This is a genomic window from Bradyrhizobium sp. SZCCHNR1015 (assembly GCF_032489875.1).
In the GTDB taxonomy this organism is placed as follows: domain Bacteria; phylum Pseudomonadota; class Alphaproteobacteria; order Rhizobiales; family Xanthobacteraceae; genus Bradyrhizobium.
The window spans coordinates 62,619-83,156 of the sequence record NZ_JAUEYW010000026.1 but is presented as its reverse complement, the minus strand read 5'-3'; the positions used below and the strand labels follow the sequence as shown (position 1 = coordinate 83,156).

The 20,538-nt window shown below is 66.2% G+C and carries 18 protein-coding genes; 4 read left to right on the top strand and 14 right to left on the bottom strand.

The window, feature by feature from the left end; translation table 11 throughout:
- Positions 1-90: 90 nt before the first annotated feature.
- From QX128_RS31855 to QX128_RS31845, 3 genes are read right to left on the bottom strand one after another with little or no spacing between them, the layout of a single operon-like run.
- The gene (locus tag QX128_RS31855) at positions 91-468 is read right to left on the bottom strand and encodes a DUF6285 domain-containing protein (protein WP_315801304.1); all 378 of its coding nucleotides are present in this window, start codon (positions 466-468) and stop codon (positions 91-93) included.
- Positions 468-1,457, bottom strand: a complete 990-nt coding sequence (locus QX128_RS31850) for a phosphotransferase family protein (protein WP_316239532.1) — start codon at positions 1,455-1,457, stop codon at positions 468-470. Before QX128_RS31850 ends, QX128_RS31855 begins: the two co-directional genes overlap by 1 nt.
- Positions 1,454-2,248, bottom strand: coding sequence for an enoyl-CoA hydratase/isomerase (locus tag QX128_RS31845; RefSeq protein WP_315801306.1), 795 nt, complete (start codon positions 2,246-2,248; stop codon positions 1,454-1,456). The genes QX128_RS31850 and QX128_RS31845 overlap by 4 nt, the downstream gene beginning before the upstream one ends.
- Positions 2,249-2,426: 178 nt before the next feature.
- On the opposite strand from QX128_RS31845, the gene QX128_RS31840 reads away from it, so the two are divergent.
- Positions 2,427-3,206 carry an SDR family oxidoreductase gene (locus QX128_RS31840; protein ID WP_315801307.1) on the top strand — a complete coding sequence of 260 codons (780 nt, stop codon included), beginning with the start codon at positions 2,427-2,429 and terminating at the stop codon, positions 3,204-3,206.
- Positions 3,207-3,374: 168 nt separating this feature from the next.
- Entirely contained in the window at positions 3,375-4,208 is an 834-nt protein-coding gene (locus QX128_RS31835; RefSeq protein ID WP_315801308.1) for an alpha/beta hydrolase, read from the top strand.
- A gap of 69 nt (positions 4,209-4,277) precedes the next feature.
- Here the strand turns inward: QX128_RS31835 and QX128_RS31830 are convergent, their stop codons facing one another.
- Positions 4,278-4,568, bottom strand: a complete 291-nt coding sequence (locus QX128_RS31830; protein WP_316239531.1) for a hypothetical protein — start codon at positions 4,566-4,568, stop codon at positions 4,278-4,280.
- A 181-nt stretch (positions 4,569-4,749) separates the two neighbouring features.
- Here QX128_RS31830 and QX128_RS31825 point away from each other — a divergent pair, with 181 nt between their 5' ends.
- Positions 4,750-5,361 carry a flavin reductase family protein gene (locus tag QX128_RS31825; RefSeq protein WP_315801310.1) on the top strand — a complete coding sequence of 204 codons (612 nt, stop codon included), beginning with the start codon at positions 4,750-4,752 and terminating at the stop codon, positions 5,359-5,361.
- Between the two features lie 20 nt (positions 5,362-5,381).
- On the opposite strand, the gene QX128_RS31820 is transcribed toward QX128_RS31825, so the two are convergent.
- The 3 genes from QX128_RS31820 to yghU all read right to left on the bottom strand — a co-directional run bounded on the left by QX128_RS31820 (position 5,382) and on the right by yghU (position 8,320).
- Positions 5,382-5,711: a cytochrome c gene (locus QX128_RS31820; protein ID WP_410051476.1), complete on the bottom strand. Its 330-nt coding sequence runs from the start codon at positions 5,709-5,711 to the stop codon at positions 5,382-5,384.
- Between the two features lie 5 nt (positions 5,712-5,716).
- Entirely contained in the window at positions 5,717-6,916 is a 1,200-nt protein-coding gene (locus QX128_RS31815) for a molybdopterin-dependent oxidoreductase (RefSeq protein WP_316239530.1), read from the bottom strand.
- Positions 6,917-7,444: 528 nt separating this feature from the next.
- Entirely contained in the window at positions 7,445-8,320 is an 876-nt protein-coding gene (gene yghU / locus QX128_RS31810) for a glutathione-dependent disulfide-bond oxidoreductase (protein ID WP_316183439.1), read from the bottom strand.
- A 179-nt stretch (positions 8,321-8,499) separates the two neighbouring features.
- Here yghU and QX128_RS31805 point away from each other — a divergent pair, with 179 nt between their 5' ends.
- Complete coding sequence (locus QX128_RS31805; protein WP_316239529.1) at positions 8,500-10,011, top strand: acetyl-CoA acetyltransferase; 1,512 nt, start codon at positions 8,500-8,502, stop codon at positions 10,009-10,011.
- Positions 10,012-10,026: 15 nt separating this feature from the next.
- Here the strand turns inward: QX128_RS31805 and QX128_RS31800 are convergent, their stop codons facing one another.
- From QX128_RS31800 to QX128_RS31770, 7 genes are all read right to left on the bottom strand, one after another.
- Positions 10,027-10,365 (bottom strand): antibiotic biosynthesis monooxygenase, encoded by a 339-nt coding sequence (locus QX128_RS31800; protein ID WP_316183441.1) that lies wholly within the window; start codon positions 10,363-10,365, stop codon positions 10,027-10,029.
- Between the two features lie 112 nt (positions 10,366-10,477).
- Positions 10,478-11,566, bottom strand: a complete 1,089-nt coding sequence (locus QX128_RS31795) for a J domain-containing protein (RefSeq protein ID WP_316239528.1) — start codon at positions 11,564-11,566, stop codon at positions 10,478-10,480.
- A 39-nt stretch (positions 11,567-11,605) separates the two neighbouring features.
- Positions 11,606-12,571, bottom strand: coding sequence for an MBL fold metallo-hydrolase (locus QX128_RS31790; protein ID WP_316239527.1), 966 nt, complete (start codon positions 12,569-12,571; stop codon positions 11,606-11,608).
- A 339-nt stretch (positions 12,572-12,910) separates the two neighbouring features.
- The gene (locus tag QX128_RS31785) at positions 12,911-14,602 is read right to left on the bottom strand and encodes a methyl-accepting chemotaxis protein (RefSeq protein ID WP_315801318.1); all 1,692 of its coding nucleotides are present in this window, start codon (positions 14,600-14,602) and stop codon (positions 12,911-12,913) included.
- Between the two features lie 470 nt (positions 14,603-15,072).
- On the bottom strand, positions 15,073-16,779 hold the full coding sequence (locus QX128_RS31780) for a HAMP domain-containing methyl-accepting chemotaxis protein (protein WP_316239526.1): 1,707 nt from the start codon (positions 16,777-16,779) through the stop codon (positions 15,073-15,075).
- Positions 16,780-17,096: 317 nt separating this feature from the next.
- Positions 17,097-18,701 (bottom strand): ABC transporter substrate-binding protein, encoded by a 1,605-nt coding sequence (locus QX128_RS31775; protein ID WP_316239525.1) that lies wholly within the window; start codon positions 18,699-18,701, stop codon positions 17,097-17,099.
- 69 nt (positions 18,702-18,770) lie between these two features.
- Entirely contained in the window at positions 18,771-20,474 is a 1,704-nt protein-coding gene (locus QX128_RS31770) for a methyl-accepting chemotaxis protein (RefSeq protein ID WP_316218820.1), read from the bottom strand.
- Positions 20,475-20,538 lie beyond the last annotated feature (64 nt).

Genomic DNA, 20,538 nt, shown 5'->3' with positions numbered 1-20,538 from the left:
GCAGAAGAATCCACGCCATGCACCATGTCCAGTCTGTCTGAACCGGACAGCCGTGGGTCAAGCCCGGGCATGACGACGGAGAGTTACACGTCATTCGTGCCTCCCCGCCTCGCGCTTGTAGGATGCGTAGTTCGGCTGATCGACGGCGAGCTTGTCGAGCGTGGTCTGCCAGAGATGCTCCTTCAGACCCGGCGTCGCGAGATCGACAGCACCGCTCGCAATCTGCTCCGCCAGCGCGCGATTGAGGTCGAGCAAGGCACCGTCCTGTCCCAGCAAATCCTTCAAACGCGCATGCTCTGCAGCCTCCGCGGGCGCCGCCTGTGTCAATTGCCGCACGACCAGATCGAGCGCGTTGATGCCGACGCGCAGCTTGAACGCCTGATGTCCCGAGATCAGCGGGGCTACATCGTTGCGAAGAAAATCGGCCACCGCCTGTACCAGCTCGGTCGGAGTCGGTTCGTCCTGCATCAGCCCTCTCCCCGCGGCGCCAGCAGCCGCAGCAGATCGATCTCAGTCTCCGACGCGCGGCGGCCGATCATGGCGCGTTCCATCGAGTGGTCGGGACCCAAGCGAAACCGCTGCATCATGCCGCAGCACATCACGCCCCAGCGCAATGTGCCCATGACCTCCCAGAACTTCACCCTGCCGGCATCGACCTTGCGGCCAGCGGCCTCGTAGCCCGCGTACAGCTCCTCGCGCGAGCCGAAGCCACCGACGGGCTTGTCGATCTCGCCGAAGCGCCAGGAGTTGACGCAGATCCAGCCGAGATCCTCCATGGGATCGCCGAGATGGGCGAGCTCCCAGTCGAGCACGGCGCGCACCCCGTCGGGGCCGATGATGAGATTGCCGTTGCGGAAATCGCCGTGCACCAGCGTGACCTCCGCCGAGGGGCCGGGATCATTGTGCGACAGCCAGCGCAACGCGAGATCGAACACCGGGCGCGGCCAGTCGAAGTTTTGATATTCGCGCGCAAGCTCCGCGATCTCCCTGACCGCGTTCATCTCACGCAACGCCGGCAGTGCCTCGCGCCGAATGCCGTGGATGCCGGCGGCGATGCCGCCGAGTTGGCGCGCGAGACGGGGGCGCGCCTCGGCAAACTCGGCATCGCGCAGGATCTTGCGCGCGATGGTCTCGCCCTCGACGCGGCGCATGATGAAGCCGGCGCCGAGATCGTCCTCCGGCGTCAGCAGGTGCAGCACCTCGGGCGACGGCACCCCGGCGGCACGCGCCAGCCGCATCAGCGCCGCCTCGTTGTCGAGCCCGGCGGCGCGGCCAGGCGCGGCGCCATAGCCCTTCGGCGAGCGGCGCAAGATCGCACCGACATCGCCCGCGGGATGGACGATGTCGAAGCGCCACGTCTCCTGGCTGGCGCCGCCGGAGAGCTTTGCGGCGCCGTGCACGCCGGTCGCCCCCGGCATGAACGAGGCGACGCAGCGGGACAGCTCGGCCTCGATCATTGGCCCTTGAACTTGGCCGGCCGCTTCTCGAGGAACGCGGTGACGCCTTCCTTGAAATCCGACGTGCTGCCGGCGACGCGCTGCGCCTGGAATTCAGCGTTGAGCTGGTCTTCGAACGAGTTCTCGGGACTGTCCCAATACAGCTTGCGGATCTGAGACAATGCGACCGTCGGGCCATTGGCGAGCTCATGCGCGAGCTTCATCGTCTCCTCCTTCAGCGCCGCATCGTCATAGACGCGATTGACGAGCCCCCATTGCAGTGCCGTCTCGGCCGGCAGCTTCTCGCCGAGCAGCGACAGCTCGATCGCGCGCGCCTTGCCGACAAGGCGCGGCAGCAGCCAGGTCGAGCCGCAATCGGGAACGAGGCCGATGCGGCGGAAGGCTTGCAGGAAGTAGGCGGACTTGGCGCACAGGATCATGTCGCCCATCAGCGCGAAGCTCATGCCGGCGCCCGCGGCCGGGCCGTTGACCGACGTCACGATCGGGCAATGCAGGTTGCGCAGGCGGCGCAGGAACGGATGGAAGGCGGTCTCGAGCGCGGCGCCGGCATTGCTGCGGCCGGGCTTGGCCTGCGTGTTGCGGCCCTGCAGATTGGCACCGGTGCAGAACGCGCGTCCCGCGCCGGTGACGACGAGACAACGCACCTCCGCCTTCTTCTCCTCGATCTCGTCGAGTGCCTCGGCGAGCCCGCCCAGCATGTCGATCGAGACCGCGTTCATCACCTCCTGATGATCGAGCGTGAGGACGGCGACGGGCCCGTCGAAATCGAGCGTGACGTGCTTGAACTGCATGGTTTCCTCTCAAGAGCTTTTCGAGCGCTGCATTCTTTACGGCGGAAATTCGCTGCATCGCCCGGTTCGTGCAGCATATTTGATTTTTGCGCTGCGCTTGTCCATGGTTGGATCATCCCAATAACTGAAGCGGCGCGCAGCGCACTCACATCATCACGGAAACGTCCGAGAGAACCCCATGAACATGTTCGACCTCACCGGCCGCGTGGCCGTCGTCACCGGCGGCAATGGAGGCATAGGCCTCGGAATCGCCCAGGCACTTGCGTCCAGTGGCTGCAACGTCTCGATCTGGGGCCGCAACGCCGAGAAGAACAAGGCAGCCGCGGCCTCGATGGCGGCTGGTCCCGGCAAGGTCGACACCCGGGTCTGCGACGTGACGAGCCCTGCTTCCGTCAACGACGCGATGCAAGCGACGCTCGACGCCTTCGGCCGCGTCGACGGCTGCTTCGCCAATGCGGGCATCGGCGGCGGCGGCCGCAAGCCTTTCATCGAGCGCAGCGAGGAGGAATGGCGCACGATGTTCGCGACCAATCTCGACGGCGTCTTCCACGCCTTCCAGGCTGCCGCGCGGCACATGACGGCCCGGGCGGAGGCCGGTGATGCGTTCGGCCGCCTGGTCGCCACCTCGAGCCTCGCCTCGCTGTTCGGCACCGCGCGCAACGAGCACTATGCCGCGACCAAGGCCGCGATCAACGCGCTGTGCCGCGCGCTCGCGGTCGAGCTCGCACGCCACGGCGTCACCGCGAATGCGATCCTGCCCGGCTGGATCAGGAGCGACATGACCGCGGGCATCATGGGCAATGAGAAGTTCGTCGCCAACGTCATGCCGCGCATCCCGGTGCGCCGCTTCGGCGAGCCGTCGGATTTCGGCGGCATCGCCGTCTACCTCATGAGCAAGGCGTCGTCCTATCACACCGCAGACTGCTTCGTGATCGACGGCGGCTATACCGCCTTCTGACCGGCAGCAGCGACCGGTGGGCCGGTGCGCCGGTCCGCCGAACCCGGATTTGTTCCACATCCGTATTCCAAGATTTCCGAAATTTAATGCTGTCCAGGCTGCCACGCCCTCGTGACCTCGGCGTTGTCCCTCATCACATAACGAGGAGAAGCCGAGGGGAAGGAAGCCATGAAGCGAGGCGTGACGGTTTTGGCCTGTGTGTCTGCCCTGACTGTGGCCGGCTATTTCGCCATTGCGAAGTGGGGCATCCAGCACGAGAGCCGTGAGTTTTTCGATGCCGAGCGGCAGCGGCCGATCACGGTCGACGTGGCCGTGCGCACGGATTACGAGATGAAGGCCAATGCAGGGCTGTGGCGGCTGCCGGTGGCGATCATCAGCAACGGCAACACCGTCAAGAACACCGAGTACTCCTTCCTCGCGAACGTGTTCGCCGCGCGCGGCTATCTCGTCGCCAGCGTTCAGCAGGACCTGCCGACCGATCCGCCGCTCGTCACCAAGGTCGGCATGCCCTATGTCGGCCGGCTCGACGTCTACAAGAAGGGTGAGGCCAACATCCTGTGCGTGCTCAAGGAGATGAAGAAGCGCCATCCGAATGCCGACTATGAGCATCTGACCCTGGTCGGCCATTCCAACGGTGGCGACACCGCGATGTATTTCGCCAAGGAGCATCCGAACATCGTTTCGCAGGTGGTGACGCTCGACAATCTGCGGGTGCCTTTCGTGATCCGGGACAAGCTGAAGATCCTGTCGTTCCGCTCCGACGATCCGCAGTTCAAGACCGATCCCGGCGTGTTGCCATCGCAGGTCGGCAAGAAGAGCGGTATCGACATCATCAAGACCGAATTTCAGCACACCTGGATGAGCGACCGCGGCCCCTATACGGCGCGGGAGCGGATCCAGGCGACGCTCGACAAATATCTCGGTGGCGACACGACCAGCGAGCTGGCACCGGCGGACACCGACAATCTGATCGTCACCAACGGGGCCGCCGCCCTGCCCTGATCTGACGATACGTCAGCGCGGCGGCATGCGCATGGCAGCTGCGCAATCGCGCAGCCGCCATCGCAGCCGTCAGTTCTGCGGTTTCTTCGCCGGCGGGCCGTTCTTATTCCCCGGCATTCCCTTGATGTTCGACGGATCCTGAGCGCTCACGTTCGGATTATGGCGGTTGATCGTGGACGAGCCGACCGTTCCGCGTGTCGTCTCAGTGCCCGGTCCGTTCTTGTTGCCGGGCGCGCCCTGGATGCCTGCTCCGGAATTCTGCACACTCGGCGGCGGCGTGGTCTGCGGGCTGCCCTGCGCCAGCGCGGACGTGGCCGAGACGGCGAATGCGCAAGCAATCAGACTGATCATTGGTTTCATGGCGCGACCTCCATTTGTAGTTGCTGTGCTGTCCGAACGTGGCGCTGGCGGAGCCGTTCCCGGAAACATGGAGTTTCCCGCGCGAGGACGCCGATGTGCGCACCCCCTGCCCGCTTTATTGGCTTCCGGATCGCGTCACGGACCACTACGGTCGGGGAACCGACGCACCAGAGGCCCCTACATGGAATACCTCTCCACCGATCTCAGCCCGCGCGAGCGCTACAAGATCCTGACCTCCTTCGTACTGCCACGGCCGATCGCCTGGGTCACGACCAGGGGCGAGACCGGGGTGGTCAACGCCGCGCCGTTCTCATTCTTCAACGTGATGGGCGAGGACCCGCCGCTCTGCGTGTTCGCGATCAACCTGCGGCCGGACGGCCGGACCAAGGACACCCTGGTCAACATCCGCCGCTCAGGCGAGTTCGTGGTCCACATCACCGACGAGCCCCTGGCGCAGGCGATGCACGAGACCGGCGGCGACTTTCCGCCCGAGATCGGCGAGCCCGATCATCTCGGACTCAAGCTCGCACCCTCGCGCATGATCGGCGTGCCGCGGCTGGCGGACGCACCGTTCGCGATGGAGTGCAGGACCTGGCAGCTCATCGACGTCAACGGCGACCGCGTGCTGGTGCTCGGCGAGGGCCTCGCCTTCCACATCCGCGACGAGTTGTGGGACACCGAGAAGATGCGGGTCGAGATGGAGCTGTTCCACCCCGTGGGGCGCATGTTCGCCGACCGCTATTGCCGCACCGACGACCGCATGGATTTCCCGCCGGCGAAGGGCGCCGGCTGAGCGCTCCCGGCCGGACGCCGTCAGTAGGTCGCGGCCAGATAGCTGACGATCTTGTCGACATCGGCCGCGTCGATCGGGGCACCATAGACCTTGATCATCTTGGTGACCTCGGCCTGCCAGAACTCCTTCTTGTTCTGCATCGGCGGCTGCGTCTTGATGTAGTCGGAGGAGTGGCAGGCCGTGCAGTTGCCCTGCACGACGGCGAGGTCGGGCCCCGGCTTGAACGCCGCGGTCTCCTGCGGAACCTGATAGTTCACCGGGGCTGCGGTGAGGGCGATGGGGCTGCCCGCCAGGCAACCAAGCCCGGCAGCCAGCGAGGCGATGAGGAACGACATCCGTTGCATGGTCATCCTCCTCAGGCCGCCGTGACGCGGACGGTTTCGACGACATTGCGCAGATAGCCGGCCGGATTCCAGCGCGGCGTCTCCGGCTGGGTCTCGCCGGAATTGCTCGTGGCCCGCACCTTGAGATCGTGGGATCCCGCGGCAAGCTTCACCGGCAGCTTCCACTCGCGGAAGGAATATTTCCCGAGGTCCTTGCCGAGCCGGGCATCGGTCCAGCTCTGGCCACCGTCGGTCGAAACGGCAACCTGCCTGATCCCGGCCCCGCCGTCGAATGCGATACCGCGCAGCGTTGCCCTGCCTGCCTTCAGCTTCGCGCCATCGGCCACGCTGGTGATGAACGAGCGGACCGTGAAGCGGTTGATCGGGATGGTGGCTTTCGGCGTCGTGCCGGGCTCGACGGCATTGTTCGGCGTGTCCGGGATGCGATAGGCCGATTTCATCCAGAAGCCGTCGAATACGCCGTCGACGACGGTGATCTCGTTGAGGTGCTTGACCCAATACGTCCCGTAATAGCCGGGCACGATCAGTCGGAGCGGGAAGCCGTTGAGGAACGGCAGATCCTCGCCGTTCATGCCGTAGGCCAGCATCACCTCGCCATTCATGGCGTGATCGAGGTCGAGCGCCTTGACGAAATCCGGCGTCTTGTCGATCACCGGGCCGTCCATGCCGCCGAACGTGACCTGTCTGGCGCCGGCCTGGACACCCGCCATGTCGAGCACGGTCTTCAGCGGCACGCCCCGCCAGCGCGCATTGCCCATGGCGCCGTTACCAAGCTGGCCGCCTGCAACGCGAGGCTCGAAGAAGCCGCGGCTGTTGCCGGAGCATTGGTTGACGGCGACGATCTCGGTCGCCTTCATCTTGCGGATGTCCTTGAGCGACAGCTTGAGCGGCTTGTCGACCTTCCCCTTGATCGCGAGCGTGAACTTGTCCGGATCGAGATCGTAAGGCAGGCCCGCCAAATGATAGCGGACGAAGAAGGCATTGTTCGGCGTGATCACGCCGTCATTGAACACCCCGAATGGCGTTTCGAGTTGCGGCGGCCGGCTGGTCAGGCCGATCATCGGCCGCTTCTGCGGATACTTCACCAGCGGCCGCTCGCCGTTGGCGAAGGGCAACGTCACCGTCTCCTCGGCCAGCGCACGGGTCGCGCCGAAGCTGCCCAGCAAAGCAGCCATCCCCGCTCCCTTGAGCAGATCACGTCTGTCGATCATGGGTCTCCCTCCGGAGTGGTGGTTCTCGCCAGGGGTCATCACCTCGGGACGAGTTGGTCAGCACACGGCATGCATTGCGGCGCCAGATGATTGTTGCACGATTCTCTTGTGACAAGAAAAGACGTGATGTCAGAGATCAAACCATCGCGATTCATCGCACTGCGGCAAAAATGAAGACCGCGCGTGGGTGACGGAGTGCGCACGCGAGTCGTGCCGGCGAAAGGGCGGTTCGCGGGTCGTGTCGTCCTTGCGAGCGAAGCAATCCAGAGTCCCGCGTCGACTCTGGATTGCTTCGTCGCTGCGCTCCTCGCAATGACGGGTGTTAGCCCGGGTGCCTGGATCGTGGCGGATTTGTAGCCCGGATGAGCGGCTGACGTCCGTAGGGTGGGCAAAGCGGCGCCATCAGGCGGCGCGTGCCCACCGGCGGTTGATGTGAGGGAGCGCGGTGGGCACGGCGCGTCGCACAGATGTGAACGCCAACAATGATGGAAGGCGCGCCTTTGCCCACCCTACGACACGACGACCGAACTACCCGCCCTGCCCGATCTTGTCCTGCGTCTTGGTGTCGAAATCGCCGGCGTCGTGGCGCTCGTGGAGCTGGCTCTTGGGATCGCCGGAGACGCGGTTGACCATGCGGCCGCGCTTCACCGGGGTGCGTTGCGCGATCTGGTCGGTCCAGCGCTGGACGTGTCTGTAGTCCTGCACCGAGAGGAATTCGCCGCCTTCGTAGAGCAAACCCTTGGCGAGCGCGCCGTACCACGGCCACACAGCGATGTCGGCGATGGTGTAGTCGGGGCCGGCGAGATACTCGCTTTCGGCGAGACGGCGGTCGAGCACGTCGAGCTGGCGCTTGACCTCCATCGCGAAGCGGTCGATGGCATATTCGATCTTGGTCGGCGCATAGGCATAGAAGTGGCCGAAGCCGCCGCCGAGATACGGCGCGGCGCCCATCTGCCAGAACAGCCAGGACAGGCATTCGGCGCGCTTGGCCGGCTCGGTCGGCAGGAAGGCGCCGAACTTCTCGGCCAGATAGACCAGGATCGCGCCGGACTCGAACACGCGGATCGGCTCGGGCCCGCTGCGATCCAGCAGCGCCGGGATCTTGGAATTGGGATTGATGGCGACGAAGCCCGAACCGAACTGATCGCCCTCGCCGATCCGGATCAGCCAGGCATCGTATTCGGCGCCGCTGTGGCCCAGCGCCAGCAGCTCCTCGAGCATCACGGTGACCTTCACGCCGTTCGGCGTTCCCAGAGAATAGAGCTGCAAGGGATGACGGCCGACAGGCAATTCCTTCTCGTGGGTCGGACCTGCGATCGGCCGGTTGATGTTGGCGAAGCGGCCGCCGCTGGCCTTGTTCCAGGTCCAGACCTTGGGCGGCACATAGCTGTTCTGTTCGGACACGGCAGACTCCGGCATGAGCGTCAGGAGCGAGCGTTTTAGGCGCATATGCCGTCGAGCGGAAGCCGCACCGCGCGCGGGCGCCATCAGCATTTTCTGCATTGCGCGGTCGAACCTGCGATGACAGAACGGAGACAAGACAACAATGACGGTCCGTCATGGGCCCGCTCCTGGAAACGCCGATGACTGCAACTACCCTGCCCCCCGACCGCATTCCCGTGATCGTCGGCGTGGGCGAGATCGTCGATCGCCCGAAGGACATTCGCGACGGTCTGGAGCCGCTGGCGCTGCTCGAACAGGCGATCCGCCGCGCGGAAAATGACGCGGGCGCCAAGCTCGTCCATGACACCGGCTCGCTCGACGTCGTCAACTTCCTGAGCTGGCGCTACCGCGCCCCCGAGCAGCTTCTCGCGCAGCGGTTGGGCGTCGCGCCGGCGCACTGCCATTATGGTCCGGTCGGCGGCGAGAGCCCGATCCGCTTTCTGCACGAGGCCGCCTTGCGCATCGCGCGCGGCGAATGCGAGGTCGCCGTGGTCTGCGGCGCCGAGGCGCAATCGACCGCGACCAAGGCCGAGCGTGGCGGCATCACTCTGCCGTGGACGCCGTTCGCCCATGATGTCGAGGAGCCGAAACGCGGCGCCGCTTTCCAGAAGCCGCTGGCGGTGAAGCTCGGCGTGTTCCGTCCGGTCTCGGTCTATCCGTTCTACGAGGTCGCGAGCGCGGCAAAATGGGGCCAGACGCCGCGGCAGGCGCTCGCCGAATCTGGCGAGCTGTGGTCGCGCTTTTCGGCGGTCGCCGCCTACAATCCCAACGCCTGGCTGAAGCGGCACTTCGCGCCCGACGAGATCACGACGCCGTCGGCCGACAATCGCCCGATCGCCTGGCCCTACACCAAGCTGATGGTCGCCAATCCCATGGTCAACATGGGCGCGGCGCTGATCCTGACCAGCCTCGCCAAGGCGCGCGCCGCCGGCATCGCCGACAGCCGCATGATCTATCCGCTCGGCGGCGCATCGGCGGAGGATCCGCGCGACTATCTCACGCGCGACCAGTTCGCCGAGAGCCATCCGCAGAACGCTGTATTGCGGGCCGCGGTGAACATCGCCGGTGGCAGCGGCGCGGCGTTCGACGCCATCGAGCTCTACAGCTGCTTTCCCTGCGTGCCGAAGATGGCACGGCGAACCCTCGGCCTCGGCGCCGACGTGGAGCCGACCGTCACCGGCGGGCTGACCTTCTTCGGCGCACCGCTCAACACCTACATGACGCATGCCGCCTGCGCGATGGTGCGGCGGCTGCGCGGCGGCGCCGGGCTCGGCCTGCTGTACGGCCAGGGCGGCTTCGTCACCAAGCATCATGCGCTGGTGATCTCGCGCGAGCCGCCGTCGTCGCTGTCGCAGGAGGTGAGCGTGCAGGCCGAGGCGGATCGGCATCGCGCCGTCGCGCCGGAGTTCGTCAGCGAGGCCGGCGGCGGCGGCAGGGTCGAGAGCTTCACCGCGCTGTTCGATCGCAACGGCGAGCTCGAGCACGGCGTGGTGATGTTGCGCACCGAGCAGGACACGCGCACGCTGGCGCGCGTGCCGGCGCAGGACGCAGCCACGCTGGCGCGGCTGATGGATCAGGACAGGTCGCCGGTCGGCTTGCTCGGCACGATCACGATGGCCGCGGATGGCGTGCCGGAGTGGCGGGCGAATTAGTCCACTTCCGTCACCTCACACCTCCCGCGCCTCGTGCTGCCAGCGTGCATAGGCCGTATCCCAATCAGGATCGCGCTCCGCCACGAAGCCGAGCGTTCGGCCGCCGCCGAGGTTGCGGAAGCCGATCATGGCGCGCCGGTGCGCGCCGCTCCTGACATAAGCGCGCATGCTGGCTTCGTCGGTCCAGACCGTCAGCGTGTGATAGATGCCATTCACCGGACGAAGCTCGACGCGCAGATTTCCGGGAGCGGCGCGCGCCTGGCGGACGGCGCGCAGCGTGTGCCACCAGAATCGCGCCAGCCGAGTGAGGCCGCGGTGCGGGCGGAAGCCGGTGACGGACACGTAGACGCTCATGGCGCGCTCCTGGATCGCACCCCGTCGCGGGGGGAACGGTCGCGCCGGCGGGTGTGAGCACAACGCTGCTCACCGCGTCCTGGATGTCGGCGCGCAGATCACGGTCCGGCGGTCAGCGCCCACTTCGCCTGGGCTTCACGTCGGCAGGGACCGTGCCGGTGGTCTCCGCAGCCGCCGGGGGCGAGCTGTTGTCGCCCGCCAATTGCTGGTCGCGCTTGAGCGCGACGGCCTCATCCCGCCGCGCGGCCGCAACCGCCGATTCCGGATCCAGCTTGAGCGCCTGGTTGAAGTCGGCGAGCGCGCGGTCGTAGCGCCCCTTTTCCAGCCACACCGCGCCGCGGTCGCTGTACGTCGCGGCATCGTTGAAGCCCATGCGCACGGCGTGGTCGAGATCGACGAGGGCCTCGTCCAGATCTCCCTTGCGCTGGAACGCCAGTCCACGATCGTGAAACAGCATCGGATTGTTCGGATCGAGCCGGATCGCCCGCTCATAATCGCCAAGCGCCCGGTCGAAGCGGCCCATGCGGACCAGATCCCTGGCGCGGTAGCGATAGAGATCGGCATTGCGGGGCGCGAGCCGGATCGCCTCGTCGAGATCGGCGACGGCCCCTTCGACATCGCCCTGGCGGCTGCGGTCCATCGCGCGCTTCACCAGGGATGCGGCGGTCATCGGTTCGGCCGGGACGACCGGCTCTGCGGCTTGCGGCGCAGGCGCCTCCATCGCCGGGGGCGGCACCGGCAGCACGGCTCCGGTCGCATCCTGGACGGCAGGCGCCGGGATGGTCTCACCTGCGACCTTGCGCTGCGGCGCGGATCGGGCCTGCGGCGACGGTGTCACGATCGAGCGCGTCGCCTGCCTGCTCATCCAGTCACCGGCGGAGGGCAACAGCAGAATCTCGAGGCCGATCAGGATCGCGCTGAGCACGGCGGTCGCCGCGGTGAACTGCAGGATGGCGTCCCAGCGCTCGCGGCGGACGCGATCGCGCTCGGCGGCAAGATCGGCGTCGTATTCGGCGCGCAGGCCAGGGTCGCGCAGCACGTTGTAGGCGACGATGATCATCTTGAGCTGATGCTCCGACGCCGCATCGGCGCCGCCCCGGAGGTCGGGATGGTGCGCCTTGGCGGCCAGGCGGAACGCCCGCTTGATCGTGTCGAGATCGGCCCGCGGTGATACGCCGAGCACCTCGTAATGCGTCTTCATGGTGCGATCCCGTGCCTCTCTACCGAGGCCGGTTCGGGATCACGCGGGGAGCAGGTCGAGCGCATAATGGGCGCCATCGCGGGTGAGCCTACCAAACGCGGCCCACGGAAAATGAGATCCACAAACCAACATCTTTTCTGCAACGATACGATCGAGCAATCTGCGCCGGCTGACCTCGGCAGCCGGGCCGTCCTGGTCATACGCGCCGTGCCATTCGGGATGGCGCAGGCACAACGCCGGCACATAGGCGGTGTCGCCCGAGATCATCAGTTGCTCCGCTCCGGAGCCGAGATGAAAGGCGGTGTGCCCCGGCGTATGTCCGGGGACGCTGACGAAGCGGATGCCCGGCACCACCTCGTCCTCGCCCTCGACCGGCAGCACGTTCTTCCACCCCGGGATCACGCTCTGGATGCGGCGCGCCAGCGACTGCCGCCACGGCGGCAGCCGGCTGGTCAGAGATGCGTCGGTCCAGAACTTGTATTCGGCCGCGGCCACGATGATCTCGGCGGTGGGAAACACCGGCGCGTTGGTGTCCTCGCCAAGCAGTCCGAAGATGTGATCGGGATGGAAGTGCGAGATCAGGATGGTGTCGATGTCCTCCGGGCGAATGCCGGCTGCTTTCAGATTGTCCAGCATGCGACCTGAAATGAAGATCGAGTCGGAATTGTAGCCCTGCACCTGGCCGCCGCCCCCGGCATCGCACAGCACGGTCTTGCCCTTCAGCCGCACCACGAAGGTGGAGATCGGGATCGGAACGAAGGCGGAGCTCAGGCCGGCGGCTCGCAGTGCCTGCTTGACGTCGCTGATGCTGGCGTTGCCGATGAAGCCGGCCTCCTGCGGCTTTTCCCAGATCCCGTCATAGAGGGCGATCACCTCGGCCTCGCCGATCGTGATCCGGCGATAGCCGGGCGTGGGATCCTCAGTGCGGCGGCGCGGCTTGGCGGCAACGACGGCAAGCCCCGCATCGAGACCGAGGGCGGCCGCGGCCGTCGCGGCCGATAGCACCAAGGTCCTGCGCGAAGGGCCGCTCGCAATCACATTGCCTGCCACTAAATGTACCGCTGGTTGAATAAATATCTAACACAAGTTAACCTCTGCACCTTAGCGGGATTATGGCGCGACAACGGCCTTTCTGGCCGGGGGCGTCAGGTGTGGGGAGTCTGCAACGGTCGGGGATGATCCCGTCGAGCGGGGCGCCGCCTGACGAACGGCGTACGCATGGGCGTCGACGTGGTTCGCCGGGGCGTCATCGGCTCTGCCCGCGGCTATCGGTAGGGCTGTTCGACTATCGGATGCAACGGCGGCCCATCTCGGCCGCTGTCGCAGGCTTCGTCATGCCGCGGATCAGGCGGCGCGAACCGATTGCAGGAAGCGGCTGACCTCCTGCTTGAGACGCTGGCTATCACCGGAGAGCTGGCGCGCGGCGCTGAGCACCTGCCCAGAGGTATCGCCGGTCTCGCTCGCGCCGCGCTGGACGTTGGAGATGTTGGCGGACACCTGCTGTGTACCCGCGGCGGCGTGCTGGATGTTGCGCGAGATCTCGGCGGTTGCGGCGCCCTGCTCCTCGACCGCGGCCGCCACCGTCGCGGCGATCTCCGACAGCCGCTCGATCGTCGTCGAGATCTCCCTGATGGCGCCGACCGACTCCTGCGTGGCCCCCTGGATGCCGGAAATCTGTTGGCCGATCTCGCCGGTCGCCTTTGCAGTCTGTTCGGCCAGCGCCTTGACCTCGGAGGCGACGACGGCAAAGCCACGGCCGGCTTCGCCCGCCCGCGCAGCCTCGATCGTGGCATTGAGCGCCAGCAGATTGGTCTGCCCGGCGATCGTGTTGATAAGCTCGACGACGTCGCCAATGCGAGTCGCCGCCTTCGACAGCTCCCCGACACGATCATTGGTGCGGCGAGCCTGCTCGACCGCATCGGAGGCGATGCGCGCCGACTCCTGCACCTGGCGGCTGATCTCACGGACCGACGAGGTGAGCTCCTCGGTCGCCGAGGCTACGGCCTGAACGTTGGCCGACGCCTCTTCGGAGGCCGCGGCGACGGTGGTGGACAGCTCCTGCCCCCGCACGGCGGTGCTCGACAGCGAATTGGCCGAGCTTTCGAGCTCGCTGGAGGCCGAGGACACCGTATTGACGATGTTGCCAATGGCGCCTTCGAAACTGTTGGCAAGCTCTGACATCTCCCGCTTGCGCGAGGCGGCTGCGCGCCGCTCCTGCTCACCGAGCTCCCTGGCGTTGAACCGCACCATCGTCTGCACGGTCTGCAGGTTACGCAGCGCGCGGCCGATCTCGTCGTCGCGCTCGATGCGCATGCGGGTGTCGAGCTTGCCCTGAGTGATGCTTTCCATCGTCTCGTTCAGATGATCGAGCGGCGCCACGATCACGTTCATCGTGCGCAGCCCGACCAGGCCGCACAGCACGACACCAGCGGCAGCAATCGCCACGGCGGTCATTCCGGCGAGCCCGCCCTCCCCGAACGAAATGACGCCAAGCACGAGCAGGAACAGTGTCTGCAATCCAACCAGCGTTCGCAGCCTTGCCGCGATCGTGCCGGCGAACATCGAGAGATGGTCGAACACCGAGCGGCGGCGGACGATGCCGTCGTCGATCTTGTAACCATGTGGCCGCTTTTCGCGAATCGCCGCATAGACCTGCTCGGCCTCGGCGCGCTGGTCGGCGGGCAGCTTGGTGCGCACCGAGGTGTAGCCGACGACTTGGCCGTCTTTGCAGATCGGCGACGCCGTCGCCAGCACCCAGTAATAGTCGCCATTCTTGCGGCGGTTCTTGACCGCGCCGACCCAGGGACGGCCGGCCTTGAGCGTGGTCCAGAGATTGTCGAAGGCTTCAGGCGGCATGTCGGGATGGCGCACGATGTTGTGCGGCTGCCCCATCAGTTCGGCTTCGGTGAAGCCGGCCGCGTCGACAAAATCCTGGTTGAAGAAGGTCAACTTGCCCTTCGTGTCGGTCTTGGACACGATCAGCGTGTCATCCGTGATCGGATACTCGACGTTGGTGACGGGCAAATTCTTACGCATGGCGAGTCTTTCAATCGACGATGATGGCCGTGAGCCGTGCCGGCACTGGCATGACTAATTTTGTTGCAAGAGATGCATCGATCGTCGCAGTCGCCGATTAACCTAAGATAAAATGCCGCCACCGTTGAAATACGGGCGCTGGCGCTCATTGATGGCAGTTGCAAATCGCGCAAGGCCTGTAGCCGGTGTGTCGCCACACGAGTGCAGACAGAACGGCGCATCCATGTTGCCGCCATTGACGGAGCGCACAGATCGTTGCGCTCCTGGCCGCTCGGGATCTCAGGCGGCGCGAACCGTTTGCGGGAAGCGCGTCGCCGATGCGGGTCGCGGCCCTCGACAGCTCGCCGAGGCGATCGGTGGTCGAGCGCGCCTGGCCGACTGACTCGCCCGCCATCCGCGCCGACCGGCCCACGAAAAAGGGCGCGGCCTCCCGGCTACGCCCTGGTCTCGTTGGAATCTGCCCGCCGGGATCAGGCGGCGCGCACGGTGTCCAGGAAACGTCCGACCTCGAGCTTGAGGCGGTTGCTGTCGCCGGACAGCATCTGCGCCGCCGAGAGCACCTGGGACGACGCCGAGCCGGTCTCGCTGGCACCGCGCTGCACCTCGGCGATATTGGACGACACCTGCTGCGTGCCGATCGATGCCTGCTGGATGTTGCGCGAGATCTCCTGCGTCGCCGCACCCTGCTCCTCCACCGCGGCGGCGATGGCCGAGGAAATCTCCGACAGCTTCTCGATGGTGCCGGAGATCTCGCGGATGGCACCAACGGATTCCTGCGTCGCTGTCTGGATGCTGCCGATCTGCTGGCCGATCTCGCCGGTGGCCTTGGCAGTCTGCTCGGCCAGCGCCTTCACCTCGGAGGCGACCACGGCAAAACCACGGCCGGCTTCACCTGCCCTGGCGGCCTCGATGGTCGCATTGAGCGCCAGCAGATTGGTCTGACCGGCGATGGTGTTGATCAGCTCGACGACGTCGCCGATGCGGGTCGCGGCCTTCGACAATTCGCCGACGCGATCATTGGTCCGCCGCGCCTGCTCGACGGCGTCGCTGGCCATGCGCGCGGACTCCTGCACCTGACGGCTGATCTCGGTGACCGAGGAGGCCATCTCCTCGGTAGCGGAAGCGACCGACTGGACGTTGGTCGAGGCTTCCTCGGAGGCGGCGGCGACCGTGGTCGCCAATGTCTGCGAGCGCGCGGCGGTCGAGCTCAGCGACGTGGCCGACGCCTCCAGTTCGGTCGAGGCATGCGACACGGTGCCGACGATTTGTCCAACGGCCTGCTCGAAGCCGTCGGCCATCTGGTGCATCTCGGCGCGGCGCTTCTCGGCCATCAGCTTGTCCATCGCGATCTTGGCCTCGGCCTCCTGCTGTGCCTTTTCGGCCAGCATCACCTTGATCTGGTTGACCGCCTGTGCCGTCTCGCCGATCTCGTCGCCGCGGCCCTCGCCGGAGATCACGACCTCCTCGCCCCTGGCCATCCGCTGCAGCACGGCAACCAGCTCGCGCATCGGCTTGGCGATGCCGAACTGGCCGATGACGAAGCCCAGCGCCAGGCCGAGCACGATGCCGACGACCGCGACCGTGATCAGCACGCGCGAGGTCTGCTCATACTGCTGCTCTGCCTCGAGCGCGAGACTTTCGACGCGCGCGTTGAGCCGGTCGGCGACCTGCCTCATCTTGACCTGGAGCTTCTCGGCCGCCGCGCGGCTCTTCATGGCCGCATCACGCATGCGCTCGGTCTGTTCGGTGAGCTGGACATCCTTGCCGGCACCAACGACCCGGAACGTGTCCTCGAGGTCCTTCTCGTACTCCGAATAGGCCGTACGGACGTCGGGGAGCATCGCACGCGCCCGGTCGTCATTGGTCTTGGAGACTTCCGCGAAATGTTCTGCGAACAGCTTGCGCTGCTCCTCGACCACCTTCAACGTGGCCTCGCGGTTCTCCGCATGCGGGTCGAGCGCGGCACGAAATTCGGCGCGGTTCAATGCGATCACGTTCTGGTTGGCCCGGGCAGCGTTGAGCGCCCGATTGGCCGCTACCGCCATCTTGCTTGCATCCTCGGCCACCACATGCAGCGCGCCGATGGCAAACCAGCTGATCGTGGCAGCCACGGCGGCCAGCAGCATGACGATGGCGAGGATCTTGGTCAGGACACGAAAGCGCGAAAGCAATGACATCTACAACCTCTAATGAAGGCCGATGATGTCAAACGAAGCCGAGACTACGTCGAGGACGCAATCGAAGACGCCCCTGCATCACCGGTGATGTTGGGTGAACCGAGCTTCACGCGCTTGAATCGAAATAGTTCTTAATTTTCTCGACCGTACAATTTCGGATCAAATGATACGCGCGGCCGCCCCAAATGGTATTTGCGACCGCACCGCTCTCCCTGTCGCGGAGACCGCGGTAATGGGGAGCCGCTGTGAGCGCTCGGCCGCCGACGCCTCGGAGGCGCCGGCAAGTTGCTTCATCTCACGCTCCCCCGCGCCGCGGATCATTCCAGCTCGATCGGCTGATAGGCGCCGGTCTCGTCGAGCGCGGTGCCCCAGATCTTGTGCGAGGCCTGATGTTCGGCGGGGCCGAAGTTGAGCGAGGCGCCAAGACCCAGATCGATGTTGCGCATCGACTCCAGCGTATCGATCAGCCGCTCGGTATCGAGCTGCGGACCGGCCTGCTTCAGGGCTTGAACCAGGATGCTTGCCTCGATGTAGCCCTCGAGCGAGGTGTAGTCCGGCGGCTCGCCGGGGAAATGCTTCGCCAGCGCGGCCTTGTAGTCGAGCACCACGCTCGAATAGCCGGAGACGGCGGGAACGGTCTGGGTCACGACGACCCCGGCTGCGTAGCGTGGGCCGAGCAGCATGAGCTCGTTGGCAAGCGCCGATGCACCGACCGCCGACACGTTGACGAAGAGGACGCCGGGCAGCGCGTCGCGCGCCTTCTCGATGAACTTGGCGGCCGCGCGCGAGGTCGCGACCATGATGACCGCACGGACCGGCACCTTCTGGGTCTTGAGCTGATTGATCGCGGGCTCCACATCCACGGTGTTGCGGGTGTAGTTGACGCGCAGGATCGCCGCGTCGTTGAGGCCGAGGACGCGAAACGCCTTTGCAACGCCGGCAAAGCCTGCATCGCCGAACGAATCGTCCTGCGCGAACAGCGCAATCTGTCGTGGGGGCACGCGGCGCAGCTTGACCAGGTAATGCACCAGCGCATCGGCCTCTTCCGAATAGCTCGGACGATAGTTGAAGACGTAGCGGTCCGGCGGATCATGACGCGAGACGTTCGCGCCGGTGTAGGGGCTGAAGAACAGCATCCTACGCTCCAGCGAATATGGAATTGCGACGGCCGCCGTCGCGGTCCCGAAACTGCCGACGAAGCCGAATACGCGCTCCTTCTCGTAGAGCTGCTTCATGGCATCGAGCGTGCGGTTCGGGTCATAGCCGTCATCGACCACGGCCAGCCTGAGCATTCGGCCATTGACCCCGCCGGCTTCGTTGGCGCGGTTGAACGCGGCTTCGATGCCCACCTTGAGCAGGCGGCCCGACTCCTTGTTCGCGCCCGACAGTGGCAAGACGCTGCCGAACGTGATGTCGCGCTCCGTGATGCCGCGAACCGCCGAAGCAGCCACGGCACTCGTTGCCCCCGTCGCAGCGACGGAGAGCGCCGGGTCCCGCAGCGCGCCGGCCGCCATCGCCGGTGTGCCCGTCGATCGCTCGATGTCGGCAAGCTGGAGCTCGGCCCGCCGGCAGTCCTGGCGGCCGCTCGCCACGGCCGCGCGACCGTCGGCGATGGAGCGGTCGAACTGGCGCGTCAGCTCGTTGCGATCGCCGTCGTTGTTCGACGCCTCCCGGATGACGGCCTGGAACTTGCCGATGATGGCCTGGATACGCGGCCGAGGGATATCGCTGCAGGCAAGGGCCGCCCCGATGGCGGGACCGATCCTGCCGCCGAGGTCGCGCACGACGGCGAGGTTGTCGCCGGGCGCGGCACCGACCGAGGTCGTGAGCATGAGGGTGAGAATGATCGCCGAGGAAGTCGCGAACGATCGCGTCCGGTTCACCATCTCGTGGCGGGGCCGGAGGTCAAGGAAGGTCATCATGTCGGGATTCGAACTCGTTGAGACACGCTGGTCGGATCGTTGTGAGCTGATGAGATTGCCGCGGGCCTGTCAGGCCGCGCGGACCGTCTCGAGGAAGCGGCTGACCTCGCGCTTGAGGCGGTTGCTGTCTGTCGACAGCCCCTGCGCCGCCTCCAGCACCTGGGTCGAGGCCGAGCCGGTCTCGGTGGCGCCGCGCTGCACGTCGGTGATGTTGACGGAGACCTGCTGCGTGCCGTGCGCCGCCTGCTGCACGTTGCGCGAGATTTCCTTGGTCGCGGCGTTCTGCTCTTCGACCGCTGCGGCAATCGTCGAGGACACCTCCGACAACCGCTCGATGCTGCCGGAGATCAGCCTGATCGCCGCGACCGATTCCTGCGTCGCCGTCTGGATGCCGGCCACCTGCTGGCCGATCTCGTCGGTCGCCTTGGCGGTCTGCTCCGCCAGCGCCTTGACCTCGGCGGCGACGACGGCAAAGCCCCGCCCAGCCTCGCCGGCCCGCGCCGCCTCGATGGTGGCGTTCAACGCCAGCAGATTTGTCTGCCCGGCAATGCTGTTGATCAGCTCGACCACGTCGCCGATGCGGCTCGCCGCCCGCGACAGCTCGCTCACCCGCTCGTTGGTCTTCTTCGCCTGCTCGACCGCTTCGTTGGCCATGCGCGCCGATTCATGCACCTGGCGGCCGATCTCGGTGACCGAGGACGTCATCTCCTCGGTGGCCGAGGCGACGGATTGCACGTTGGTCGACGCTTCCTCCGACGCAGCCGCCACCGTGGTTGCGAGCTCGCCGGCGCGGACCGCCGTCTTGCTCAAGGTATCCGCCGAGACCTCCAGTCTGGACGAAGCCGACGAGACCGTCTCGACGATCTCGCCAACGGCGCTTTCGAAATCGTCGGCCATCTTGTGCATGTCGGCCTTGCGGCGGGCCAGCGCCCGCTGCTCGGCTTCCTTCTGCTCCGCTTCCAGCGCGTGACGTGCGACCGCATTGCTCTTGAACACCTCGACGGCGCCGGCCATCTCGCCGATCTCGTCGCCGCGTCCCACGCCGGGCACCTCGACGTCGAGGCGGCCGCCGGCGAGGCTCTTCATCGCGCTGGTCATGCGATGCAGCGGGCTGGTGATGCCGCGCCCGACGATCGTTGACACGACGAGCAGGACAAGCAGCACGATTCCCGCGGCCATCAACGACTGCCGCGTCGAGGCCCAGGCCTGCGCCGAGAGGTCATCGATATAGACGCCGGTCCCGACCAGCCAATTCCAGGGGGCGAAGCCAGCGACATGGGTGAGCTTGGGCTGCGGCGTCTCGGAGCCGGGCTTCGGCCAATCATAGTCGACGAAGCCGCGGCCATGCTGGCGGACCACGTCGATCATCTCGATGAACAGCTTCTTGCCGTTCGGATCCTTCATGTCCGCGACGTCCTGCCCGACCAGCTTGGTCGAGATCGGATGCATCAGCATCTTCGCGGTCATGTCGGTGACGAAGAAATACTCGTTTCCGCCATAGCGCAGCTGGGAGGCGCGCTCGAGCGCGCGCTTCTGCGCGTCAGCGACCGAGATCGTCCCCTTCTGCGCGGCCGCATACTCTTCGGCAAAGATGCCGAGCGCGAGCTCGGTCAGATGCCGCAGCTCGAGCTGCTTCTGCTGCTTGAGGCCCGCGGCGAGCTCACGGGAATTGAAGGCGGTCAGACCGATCAGGCCGAGGAAGCTCAGACCGATCAGGGCATAGATCTTGATACCGATGGTGAGCTTGAGGCGATGAGGCATTGCAAACGACATGTCAGTCTCCACGGGCGCAACTCATGCTTGGGGCGCTCGGGGACAGATCACGGCGACGGGCGTG

What these genes read in the sequence shown, in the direction of transcription:
- QX128_RS31855 (WP_315801304.1), bottom strand. Translation starts at nt 468, where the DNA reads ATGCAGGACGAACCGACTCCGACCGAGCTGGTACAGGCGGTGGCCGAT.
- QX128_RS31850 (WP_316239532.1), bottom strand. Translation starts at nt 1,457, where the DNA reads ATGATCGAGGCCGAGCTGTCCCGCTGCGTCGCCTCGTTCATGCCGGGG.
- QX128_RS31845 (WP_315801306.1), bottom strand. Translation starts at nt 2,248, where the DNA reads ATGCAGTTCAAGCACGTCACGCTCGATTTCGACGGGCCCGTCGCCGTC.
- QX128_RS31840 (WP_315801307.1), top strand. Translation starts at nt 2,427, where the DNA reads ATGAACATGTTCGACCTCACCGGCCGCGTGGCCGTCGTCACCGGCGGC.
- QX128_RS31835 (WP_315801308.1), top strand. Translation starts at nt 3,375, where the DNA reads ATGAAGCGAGGCGTGACGGTTTTGGCCTGTGTGTCTGCCCTGACTGTG.
- QX128_RS31830 (WP_316239531.1), bottom strand. Translation starts at nt 4,568, where the DNA reads ATGAAACCAATGATCAGTCTGATTGCTTGCGCATTCGCCGTCTCGGCC.
- QX128_RS31825 (WP_315801310.1), top strand. Translation starts at nt 4,750, where the DNA reads ATGGAATACCTCTCCACCGATCTCAGCCCGCGCGAGCGCTACAAGATC.
- QX128_RS31820 (WP_410051476.1), bottom strand. Translation starts at nt 5,711, where the DNA reads ATGACCATGCAACGGATGTCGTTCCTCATCGCCTCGCTGGCTGCCGGG.
- QX128_RS31815 (WP_316239530.1), bottom strand. Translation starts at nt 6,916, where the DNA reads ATGATCGACAGACGTGATCTGCTCAAGGGAGCGGGGATGGCTGCTTTG.
- QX128_RS31805 (WP_316239529.1), top strand. Translation starts at nt 8,500, where the DNA reads ATGACTGCAACTACCCTGCCCCCCGACCGCATTCCCGTGATCGTCGGC.
- QX128_RS31800 (WP_316183441.1), bottom strand. Translation starts at nt 10,365, where the DNA reads ATGAGCGTCTACGTGTCCGTCACCGGCTTCCGCCCGCACCGCGGCCTC.
- QX128_RS31795 (WP_316239528.1), bottom strand. Translation starts at nt 11,566, where the DNA reads ATGAAGACGCATTACGAGGTGCTCGGCGTATCACCGCGGGCCGATCTC.
- QX128_RS31785 (WP_315801318.1), bottom strand. Translation starts at nt 14,602, where the DNA reads ATGCGTAAGAATTTGCCCGTCACCAACGTCGAGTATCCGATCACGGAT.
- QX128_RS31780 (WP_316239526.1), bottom strand. Translation starts at nt 16,779, where the DNA reads ATGTCATTGCTTTCGCGCTTTCGTGTCCTGACCAAGATCCTCGCCATC.
- QX128_RS31775 (WP_316239525.1), bottom strand. Translation starts at nt 18,701, where the DNA reads ATGATGACCTTCCTTGACCTCCGGCCCCGCCACGAGATGGTGAACCGG.
- QX128_RS31770 (WP_316218820.1), bottom strand. Translation starts at nt 20,474, where the DNA reads ATGTCGTTTGCAATGCCTCATCGCCTCAAGCTCACCATCGGTATCAAG.